General features: G+C 60.9%; 11 protein-coding genes. All 11 read left to right on the top strand.

All coding sequences use genetic code 11. The features are described 5' to 3' along the window. Positions 1-572 precede the first annotated feature (572 nt). Positions 573-1,781, top strand: coding sequence for a hypothetical protein (locus tag DRF71_RS26040; RefSeq protein WP_112313385.1), 1,209 nt, complete (start codon positions 573-575; stop codon positions 1,779-1,781). Next, positions 1,778-2,557 (top strand): RnfABCDGE type electron transport complex subunit D, encoded by a 780-nt coding sequence (locus DRF71_RS26035; RefSeq protein ID WP_112313384.1) that lies wholly within the window; start codon positions 1,778-1,780, stop codon positions 2,555-2,557. The genes DRF71_RS26040 and DRF71_RS26035 overlap by 4 nt, the downstream gene beginning before the upstream one ends. Then, positions 2,550-3,329 (top strand): FMN-binding protein, encoded by a 780-nt coding sequence (locus DRF71_RS26030; RefSeq protein WP_112313383.1) that lies wholly within the window; start codon positions 2,550-2,552, stop codon positions 3,327-3,329. The genes DRF71_RS26035 and DRF71_RS26030 overlap by 8 nt, the downstream gene beginning before the upstream one ends. After that, entirely contained in the window at positions 3,326-3,973 is a 648-nt protein-coding gene (locus DRF71_RS26025) for an NADH:ubiquinone reductase (Na(+)-transporting) subunit D (protein ID WP_112313382.1), read from the top strand. The genes DRF71_RS26030 and DRF71_RS26025 overlap by 4 nt, the downstream gene beginning before the upstream one ends. Next, the gene (gene nqrE / locus DRF71_RS26020) at positions 3,970-4,572 is read left to right on the top strand and encodes an NADH:ubiquinone reductase (Na(+)-transporting) subunit E (RefSeq protein ID WP_112313381.1); all 603 of its coding nucleotides are present in this window, start codon (positions 3,970-3,972) and stop codon (positions 4,570-4,572) included. Before DRF71_RS26025 ends, nqrE begins: the two co-directional genes overlap by 4 nt. Then, positions 4,569-5,786 (top strand): NADH:ubiquinone reductase (Na(+)-transporting) subunit F, encoded by a 1,218-nt coding sequence (nqrF, locus tag DRF71_RS26015; RefSeq protein WP_112313380.1) that lies wholly within the window; start codon positions 4,569-4,571, stop codon positions 5,784-5,786. Before nqrE ends, nqrF begins: the two co-directional genes overlap by 4 nt. Beyond that, positions 5,767-6,720, top strand: a complete 954-nt coding sequence (locus tag DRF71_RS26010) for an FAD:protein FMN transferase (protein WP_112313379.1) — start codon at positions 5,767-5,769, stop codon at positions 6,718-6,720. The genes nqrF and DRF71_RS26010 overlap by 20 nt, the downstream gene beginning before the upstream one ends. Before the next feature lie 12 nt (positions 6,721-6,732). Continuing rightward, positions 6,733-6,894 (top strand): (Na+)-NQR maturation NqrM, encoded by a 162-nt coding sequence (nqrM, locus tag DRF71_RS26005; protein WP_112313378.1) that lies wholly within the window; start codon positions 6,733-6,735, stop codon positions 6,892-6,894. Next, entirely contained in the window at positions 6,891-7,292 is a 402-nt protein-coding gene (locus tag DRF71_RS26000; RefSeq protein ID WP_020952717.1) for a CBS domain-containing protein, read from the top strand. Before nqrM ends, DRF71_RS26000 begins: the two co-directional genes overlap by 4 nt. Before the next feature lie 25 nt (positions 7,293-7,317). Then, on the top strand, positions 7,318-7,962 hold the full coding sequence (locus DRF71_RS25995) for a nitroreductase family protein (RefSeq protein ID WP_157971290.1): 645 nt from the start codon (positions 7,318-7,320) through the stop codon (positions 7,960-7,962). 220 nt (positions 7,963-8,182) lie between these two features. Next, positions 8,183-9,100, top strand: coding sequence for a calcium/sodium antiporter (locus DRF71_RS25990; RefSeq protein ID WP_112313376.1), 918 nt, complete (start codon positions 8,183-8,185; stop codon positions 9,098-9,100). Positions 9,101-9,152: the final 52 nt, after the last annotated feature.

Below are 9,152 nucleotides of genomic sequence, written 5' to 3'. Positions count from 1 at the left end.
AGGCTTGGCAGTCAGGCAACCGAGGTTGTGACCCGTTCCGCAATCCCCGTCTTGGTCGTGCGGGCCTGACACCCCTTGGCCCGCTGCGAAGCGGGCCGGGCCGAATACAGAAGGTTGGGATGACCCGAACACCTGCAGAATTCTGGCGAGAGCATTAGATTTTCCTTCCTTTCGGGGGGAAAGAGAGTTCGCATGGAGCTCTGAAGCCTGCGGAAAAGCAAATGAGCGATGCGTGGCTATCAGATGCTACGAGCCCGCATGGTGTTCGCGGTAAGGCCAAGTCAACGCCGCGAGCTCGATTGTTCGTGGTGCACATCTGCTTCTCCTGATCTGTCCGCGACCGTTGCGCCAAAAGTCTCCTTGTCGTGTTCACTGCGAACTATCGCTGCGATCGGCGGCCTATGGTTAGGACCCGTTGATTAGGTAATGATTTCATCAATCAGAATTCTGTCAGGAGGCCAAAAAACGTCGACTTAGCAAACTTGACCTGAATCAAAGCTGGAACATATCATGGAGTATAGTCTGAGATTGGCGGAGAATCCGCTGCCCGACGCACACGGATCGGAGACTGAATGATCCCCATGATAGGGGCTTGGTGCCCGAGACTGACTGGCGGTCTGGTCGAAAACGTATCTTCGGATAGTCCTCTCGGTATCACGGGATCCGATCTGCAACAGCTAAGGCCCGCGCTGATGGTCAAAGCGAACCAGAAAGTTGCCGCGGGCGATATCCTCTTTCGTGATCGCAAGCGGTCATGGATCACCGCAATCGCCCCTGCAGCCGGGCGGGTATCAAAGCTTGAACTTGGCGCTCGTCGCAGCCTTTCTGAGCTGGAAATCCTTCCCGAGGGCGATGCCGTGCGGCAGTTCACGACAGATGTCGCGGATCGCGCGCAGCTGATTGATCTCATGATCGCCTCGGGGCTCTGGACCGCGTTGCGAACGCGCCCTTTCGGGCGGATCCCCGATCCATCGACACAGCCCGAGGCCCTGTTCGTCACGTTGACCGAGGGCGCTCCGGGCATGCCTGATCCTGCGGCGATCCTGCCTGATCTCATGGATTGGTTCACGCGCGGGCTGAGTGCTTTGACGATGCTTTCAGATGGGCCGGTCAACCTCTGCCATCCCCCCGATCTAGCCCTGCCAGAAGTCTTAGGCATCCGCACCCACCCATTCCGCGGAGGTCTGGCCTCGGCGCATATCCATACCCTGCATCCGGTCGCCCATGGTGGGATGGTCTGGCAGATCCACTGGCAAGAGGTCGCGGCGCTTGGCCATCTACTGAAGACCGGCACGATCTGGCCGCGCCGCATCGTCGCGCTTACCGGGTCCGCAATGGCCCGTCCCGGCCTGATTACCGCCCCGATCGGTGCGCGCCTGCATGATCTTGCCGCTGGAAGGCTGAAGGATACAACCCTGCGCCTGCTGGCGGGCGGAGAAAATGGCAGCCCGGCCACCTTTCTGCGGCCAGGCATCCGTCAGATCTCAGCCGTCCCGCACGAAAGGGCCGATCACCGAAAGGGCTGGTTCATGCGGCTGACGGCGCCGCGCATAGCCGCCCTCATCCCAAACCCATGGGACGAGGTTACGATGCCCCCGGGGATACTCGCGGTTCCGCTCTTACGCGCACTCGCCTCGGGAGATCTCACAGCGGCGCGAGATCTGGGTGTTCTTGGCCTGATCGAGGAGGACCTCATGGCATTGAATGCCCGCCTGCGAGGGCACCCCGATTACCGCGTTCTGCTGCGCCAGACCCTTGATGAGTTGGAGGCTACGATATGAGGCCGGGACTGCTGAGGGATGATCTTGCGGCTATCCTCGCCTTGCTGCCGCCTTTTGCCTGGCTATGGTCGCAGGACCATTGGGTCGCATCGCGGCTGCTGTTCTGCGCGGTACTGATCTTTGGCTGGCAGGCTCTGTTCGCGCAGGTCAGACGCCAAGGGATGGGGTTGCACGGTGCTGTCGCAGCCCTGCTGGTCGCCCTGTTTGCGCCCATGGGCGTACCCTTCTGGCAATTGGCCTTGGGCGTCAGTTTCGGCATGGTGCTGGGTGAGGCGATCTTTGGCGGGAGAGGCCGCAACTTCGTGCAGCCAGTGGCGCTGACATTCGCCTTCATGGCCTTTTCCTTTGCCGATCAGCCCTGGCGTCAAGGCCCGGATCTGCCGCTGATCGCCATCCTGCCTGCCCTGGCTTTGCTGGTGATCACAGGACAGGCGCGCCTCACAGTTTTGGCCGGTCTCGCAGCCGGGCTTGCCGGAGTCAGCGCGCTGATCGCGCCGGAGCAGATGACCATGTTGATCACGGGCACGTTGCTGCTGGCGCTGCTTTTCCTGACCGCCGATCCGGCTGTATCGGGTGCGACATCCCTTGGCCGCCTGGCATATGGAGTGCTGGCTGGTGGGTTGACCGCCTTGTTCGCGGCCTCCGGTCCTGTCTTTGGCGCAGTGGTTTTTGCCACATTGCTGGCGCAGATATTTGCGCCGCTGCTGGACCATATCGCAATCGTAATCCATTCCGCATGGATGCATCACCGTGCTCGGAGGCTGCGCAATGGCTAAGGCTTTCCAACGCTTCCTGGCCCGTCCCAACAGCGATCCGGTGAAATCCATCGGCATGGCGGCGCTGGTCGCCGCCATCTGTGCCTTGATCGTTGCCGGGACCGCCGTCACCTTGCGCCCGCTGATCGAAGAAAACCGCCTCGCTGCGCGCGCCGGTCAGATGGCGGCAATGCTGGAAAGCGTACCAGGTATCTCCGATCTGCTCGATGGTGGCGGGATCGAAACCCTGATCGTCGATCTGGCAACGGGTCGGATTTCGCAGACAGACCCCACCGATTTCGACCAAACCGCAGCGGCAGCAGATCCTGATCGCAGCACCGCGCTGCCTCCGGCGGCCGATCTTGCCGCGATCAGCCGGCGCGAGAATGAATCGCTAATCTGGCTGGTGCGCGAGGGGGACGAAATCCGGCTTCTGGTTCTGCCGGTGCGCGGTGCGGGCTATCAATCCACCATCCGCGCCTATCTGGCGCTGGAGGGCGACCTGAACACCGTCGCCGCTTTCACGGTCTATGAACAGGGCGAGACCCCGGGCTTGGGATCGCGCGTGACCGAGGCCGAGTTTCGCAACGGCTGGACCGGGCGTCGCATTTTCGAGGGGGACGTGATCCTGATCGACACAGTTTCAGGTGCATCCGGGGATTTTGAGGTCGAAATGATCTCGGGGGCCTCCGTCACCAGCTACGGCACCATCGACATGGTGCATTTCTGGCTGGGCCCCGATGGTTTCGGTCCCTTCATGGACAATCTGCGCAAAGGGGAGGCCGGGCTGTGAAGCAACTGACCGATCCGCTGATCGACAAGAATCCGGTCGCCGTCCATATCCTCGGCATCTGCTCGGCGCTGGCGGTGACGACCTCGATGGCGACGGCGCTGACCATGTCGGTCGCGTTGACCGTGGTGGTGACTCTGGCGGCGGGCCTCATCTCGGCCCTGCGCAGCCATATTCCGAACCAGATCCGGATCATCGTGCAACTGACGATCATCGCAACACTGGTGATATTGGCCGATCTGCTGCTGCAGGGATTCGCCCATGACATGAGCCAGCGGCTGACGGTTTTCGTGTCGCTGATCGCGACCAACTGCATAGTTCTGGGTCGGACAGAGGCCTATGCTATGCATAACCCGCCGTTGCCCTCGATGATCGACGCGCTTGGCAATGGGCTTGGTTATTCGCTCGTGCTGATGAGCGTGGCCTTCATCCGCGAGCTGTTCGGCGCAGGCAGCCTGTTCGGCATACAGATCCTGATCACTCAGGCGCAGGGCGGCTGGTTCGTGCCGCTGCGACTAATGCTGCTGGCCCCTTCGGCGTTCATCATACTTGGCCTCCTGGTCTGGGCCCTGCGCAGCTGGCGCGGGCGACTGGCCGAAAAACCTGATTTCGCCCCACGCGATACCGGATCGGAGGCATCGTCATGATCGACCTCTTCCAGCGTTCCATTTTTGAGGAAAACCTCGCACTGTCGTTCTTCCTAGGCATGTGCACCTTTCTTGCGGTGTCACGGCAGGTGAAGACTGCCTTTGGCGTCGGCATCTCGCTGATCGTGGTGCAGGGTCTGTCGGTGCCTCTCAATCACCTGCTTTACGCGTGGGTACTGGCACCCGGCGCGCTGGCATGGGTCGGATTTGGCGATCTCGATCTGAACTTCCTGCGACTGATTACCTTTCTAGGCATCGTCGCCGCTATGGTACAGGTGCTGGAAATGGTTCTGGACCGTTATGCGCCCGCGCTGCATGCCGCCATGGGGATCTATCTACCGCTGCTGGCCATCAACTGCGCGATCATTGGCGGTAGTCTTTTCATGGTCGAGCGTGACTACGATCTGGCGCAAAGCACGGTGTACGGTATCGGCACCGGCATTGGTTGGGCGCTTGCGATCACCGCATTTGCCGCCATTCGCGAGCGGCTGCGCTATGCTGATATGCCGCGTGGGCTCGAAGGGCTTGGCGCCGCCTTCATAGTCGCCGGGATCATGTCGATGGGCTTTTCCGCATTCGTGGGGGTCAGTCTGCCATGACCGAGATCCTGTTCGCCCTGATATTTCTGACCGGGCTGACCATCCTGCTGGCCTGGGCCTTACAGAAAGCCCGCGCCCAGCTGCTGCCCTCACGCCCAGTGGTGCTCACCCTGAACGGCCAGCGCCGGATCGACGGGCAAAGTAACGAGAAACTGCTAGACCTGCTGAACGGGGCCGGCGTGCCTGTCCCATCTGGCTGTGCCGGACAGGGCACCTGTGGCCTATGCCGGGTCTCGGGCGTCACCGGCACGCAGGGGCCGCTGGCGACCGAGACTGCGCGGCTTTCCCCTGCAGATCTGCGAGCAGGCGTGCGGCTGGCTTGTCAGGTTACGGTGCGCGGAGATATGGCCGTAAACGTACCCGAGGACGTGCTGGGTTCGGTCAGCCATATCTGCCGCGTAACTAGCATTACCAGTCTGACGCCCCTGATCCGCGAAATCGCCCTGGCTCTACCCGAAGGTGCCTCATTCGATTTCCAAGCGGGAAACTTCGTTCAGGTGACCGCCCCTACCTATCGTCGCGCCTATTCCGATATCAACCAGCCCGCAGCGTTCCGTGAGGAATGGGAACGGCTGGGCATCCTTGATCTTGTGGCACAGTCCGCAGCGCCGGTCTCGCGCGCCTATTCGGTCGCCTCACGTCCGCAGGACGAGGGTTTGGTCGTACTGAACATCCGGCTGGCAACGCCGCCACCCGGAAATCCAGATGTGCCGCCCGGGATTGTTTCGTCATGGCTGTTCGGTTTGAAGCCGGGGGATGTGGTCGAAATCGCTGGTCCCTACGGCGAATTCCGCGTGCAAGACACGGAAAAAGAGATGGTCTTTATCGGCGGCGGCGTCGGCATGGCACCATTGCGGGCGATGATCCATGAACAGCTTAGCGCCGGGACCGGGCGTCAGATCAGCTTCTGGTATGGGGCTCGCTCAAAGGCAGAGCTGTTCTATGCCGATGAGTTCGAAGAACTCGCCCGGCAACATCCGAATTTCCGCTGGACGCCCGCACTGTCGCAACCCGCAAGAGGTGACGACTGGCAAGGCGCCACCGGGTTCGTGCATGACGTGGCCTATGTCAGTTATCTGAAGGATCACTCTGCCCCCGAGGATTGCGAATACTATCTTTGCGGCCCGCCCCTGATGATCCAAGCGGTGCGAGCCGTGCTGGACGATTGCGGTGTCGAACCGGAGGACATTCACAATGACGATTTCGGGATCTGAGCCGATGCGACCGACCCGCCGCAGCGTATTGTTCGGGATCGCCCTTGCTGGCCTGCCGCTGCCGGCATTCGCAGGCAGCCGAACCCGTCTTTCGGGGCGTGCATTCGGCACCACCTGGACCGTCATTTCTGCAGTGCTACGCGATCCGGTTGCCATTACCGACCGCATTCGCACCGCTCTTACCGCCATAGATACCGAGATGAGCCCCTTTCTCCCGGATAGCGTCCTGTCACGCTTCAATACCGGATTACGGACGATTTCGGTTTCTGTGGATTTCGAACATGTGACGCGGGCCGCACTAGCGGTGGCTGCTACGAGCGGCGGAGCCTGCGACCCCAGCGTGGGTCCCGCCGTGCATCGCTATGGCTTTGGCCCAATCCGGGGCACATTCCGCGCAGGCGCGTGGCAGGCCATCCGCTGCGAGGGGGGCCAGCTGACAGCCGACGCGCCGGTAACGCTTGATCTTTGCGGCATCGCTAAAGGCTTTGCAGTGGACAAACTGACGGACATACTGGCGCAGGAAACAGATGATTTCATCGTCGAAATCGGCGGCGAAATCCGTGCCTATGGCAATTGGCCCGTTGGTATCCTCAATCCGCTGACGGGCAGTGTGCATAGCCGCATCCGCCTGTCCTCAAATGCCGTGGCGACCTCGGGCGATGCCATCAACGGGTTCGATCATGGCGAGCGGCGCTGGTCGCATGTGATTGACCCTGCAACCGGGCAACCGGTGTCGAACGGCATCGCCTCGGTTTCCGTCATTGCCCCCGATGCGATGCGCGCCGATGCGATGGCGACCGCGCTGATGGTGATGGGCGAAAACCAAGGGATCGCCTTTGCAGAGGCCCAGAACCTTGGGGCGCTTTTCCTGATCCGCGACGGCAATGGGTTACGCGCACGCCATAACGCGGCATTCGCCGCACGTCTGATATGATAGGAGCCGGCGATGCAGACACTGGTGTTCACATTGCTGATCTTTGCTCTTGCCATGTTGGGGCTGAGCTTGGGCGTCATGTTCCGGCGTACGCCGATCAGGGGATCGTGCGGCGGGCTTGCCTGTCAGAACGCCTGTCACGCCTGCCCGAAAAAGAAAGGGGGACAAGCATGAGTGACACGATCGCCCGCGTCAGGGATTACATGGTGACCGACCTGGTCACCCTGAGCCCGGAGACTGAGATCATCCGTGCCATCACGACCCTGCTCGATGCCGGAGTTTCCGGCGCATGCGTCCTGGACGACGAAGGCAATCTCGTGGGGGTACTCTCAAAGCGCGATGGTCTGAAAGCTGCGCTTTCCGCCGCCTATTACAAAGAATGGGGCGGCACGGTTGCCGATCTGATGTCGACTGAACTTGAGGTCTTTGACGCAAATCTGGATCTCGTTTCTGCCGCGGAGCGGTTCGTCAAGTCCGCCTTCCGCCGCTTCCCGGTGGTCGAAGAAGGCAGGCTACTCGGACAGGTCAGCCGTACCGATGTGCTGCGTGCGCTGTCACTGCAGTGGCGCTGAACAGTTTCAAAGAGGAGAGAAAGCCATGAATGACCTGAACCGCCGTCGCTTTCTGGCGACATCCGCCGCAGCCCCAATGGCGCTGGCCGCCACCGTCGTTCCAGCATCCGCCGCCATCGGGGATGTGACACTTCAAGCAGCGCTTGAGGGCCGCCAATCCGTGCGACGTTTCGGCTCGGACCCTGTGGCGCAGGATGCCCTGTTGCGGCTGCTTTGGGCAGCAAACGGCGTGAACCGACCGGACAGCGGCGGCCAGACCGCGCCTTCCTGGCGGTCGGGGCATGATACAGTGATCTACCTCGCGACCGCCGAGGGGCTGTTCAGACATGCCCATGAGACGAACACCCTGGACAAGGTAAGCGATACGGATATCCGGGCGATTTCCTCGGACAGCGCCTTTGTATCGCGTGCACCCGCCCTGCTGATTTACGTCTCGGACGGCGAAAAGTTGCGCGCAGCCGCAGAAGGTGCTGACGATCAGGCTCTGGCTGTGGGTGCGCATGTCAATGCAGCAGTCGCAGCGCAAAATGTCTATCTGGCCTGCGTTGCCGAAGCCCTGGGCACCTGCCTGATTGGTGGCGCAGCCAACCGGCAGGCCATCGCAGAGGCGTTGGAACTGCCCTCAAACTCGATCGTGACCTATATCCAGCCAATTGGCGCGCCCCGGTAGGACTATTTTCTAGAGAATGTCCTATTAGCAGGCCCATTGAGTCAGAACTTAAGATCTGCCTAAGTAGATTGCGATGTCATACAAGGGGTGCAGGGCTTCATTACCTGCGCCCTTTGAGTATTATTATCTCCTAAAGCCTGCGATGAAACCGATGGAGTATGTTCCATAATGCCTAACGCTCAGGGATCACGCTGGCGGATCTTAGGAAAGCGACATCGTCTTGGATTACATCTTCATCATAGTCGGATTGATCGGCCTCTTTTTCGGCGGCGAAGCTTTGGTTCGCGGCTGCGTTGGGATTGCGAAGCGGCTGGGCATGTCGTCCCTGCTGATCGGCCTGACGGTCGTCGGCTTTGGCACATCAACGCCAGAGCTGCTAGTGTCGGTGCAGGCGGCCTTGGCTGATGTGCCGGCCATCGCCATCGGCAATATCGTCGGATCAAACATCGCCAACATCCTCCTGATCGGTGGGCTGACCTGCCTTGTTTGGCCGATCCGTGTTTCGGGGGCCACGCTGAAGCGCGATACCGCTGTGATGATCGCTGCCGCCGCGGTGCTGGTCCCGATCTTTATGACCGGGCAGATGGGGCGGCTGACCGGGTTTATTCTTCTTGCGGGGCTGATTGGGTATCTGGTTTGGGCCTATCTGCAACCGGGCGATGCGGCGGACGAGGATGTGGACGGTGCGATGCCAAAGTCGATCTCGGTGTCTGTTCTGTGGGTGGTCGGCGGCTTGGTCGTGCTGATTTTCGGCGCGCGTTTCCTTGTGGCCGGGGCCACGAACATCGCGCGCGATTTTGGTCTGTCTGAGGCGTTTATCGGCCTGACCATCGTGGCCGTGGGCACATCGCTGCCGGAACTGGCGACCTCGGTCATTGCGGCGTTTCGCAAGCAGTCCGAAATCGCCATCGGTAACATTGTCGGGTCCAACATCTTTAACGTGCTGGGCATCCTTGGTGTCACGGCGTTGATTTCGCCAATTCCGGTCGAGGCGCGTTTCCTAACATTCGACCTGCCAGTGATGATCGCGTTGTCTGTGCTCTTTGCGGCGCTTCTCCTGACACGGCCGGTTGTTGGGCGCGTGATGGGCGTGGGTCTGCTTATCCTCTATGTCGCTTACGTCTATCTTGCGCAGTGACATCGCAGAAGCATTGAGCGTCGCGTTTTACATGAGCCGGCTGCGGAAAGGC

It is taken from the genome of Pseudogemmobacter bohemicus (assembly GCF_003290025.1).
GTDB lineage: Bacteria > Pseudomonadota > Alphaproteobacteria > Rhodobacterales > Rhodobacteraceae > Pseudogemmobacter > Pseudogemmobacter bohemicus.
The sequence above is the reverse complement of the archived record's forward strand: the minus strand, read 5'-3'. Positions and strand labels throughout refer to the sequence as shown.

Bases quoted from the DNA above. Each gene is read 5' to 3' on its own strand.
- DRF71_RS26010 (WP_112313379.1), top strand. From the start codon at position 5,767: ATGACGATTTCGGGATCTGAGCCGATGCGACCGACCCGCCGCAGCGTA.
- DRF71_RS26040 (WP_112313385.1), top strand. From the start codon at position 573: ATGATCCCCATGATAGGGGCTTGGTGCCCGAGACTGACTGGCGGTCTG.
- nqrF (WP_112313380.1), top strand. From the start codon at position 4,569: ATGACCGAGATCCTGTTCGCCCTGATATTTCTGACCGGGCTGACCATC.
- nqrM (WP_112313378.1), top strand. From the start codon at position 6,733: ATGCAGACACTGGTGTTCACATTGCTGATCTTTGCTCTTGCCATGTTG.
- DRF71_RS26030 (WP_112313383.1), top strand. From the start codon at position 2,550: ATGGCTAAGGCTTTCCAACGCTTCCTGGCCCGTCCCAACAGCGATCCG.
- DRF71_RS25995 (WP_157971290.1), top strand. From the start codon at position 7,318: ATGAATGACCTGAACCGCCGTCGCTTTCTGGCGACATCCGCCGCAGCC.
- DRF71_RS26035 (WP_112313384.1), top strand. From the start codon at position 1,778: ATGAGGCCGGGACTGCTGAGGGATGATCTTGCGGCTATCCTCGCCTTG.
- DRF71_RS26000 (WP_020952717.1), top strand. From the start codon at position 6,891: ATGAGTGACACGATCGCCCGCGTCAGGGATTACATGGTGACCGACCTG.
- nqrE (WP_112313381.1), top strand. From the start codon at position 3,970: ATGATCGACCTCTTCCAGCGTTCCATTTTTGAGGAAAACCTCGCACTG.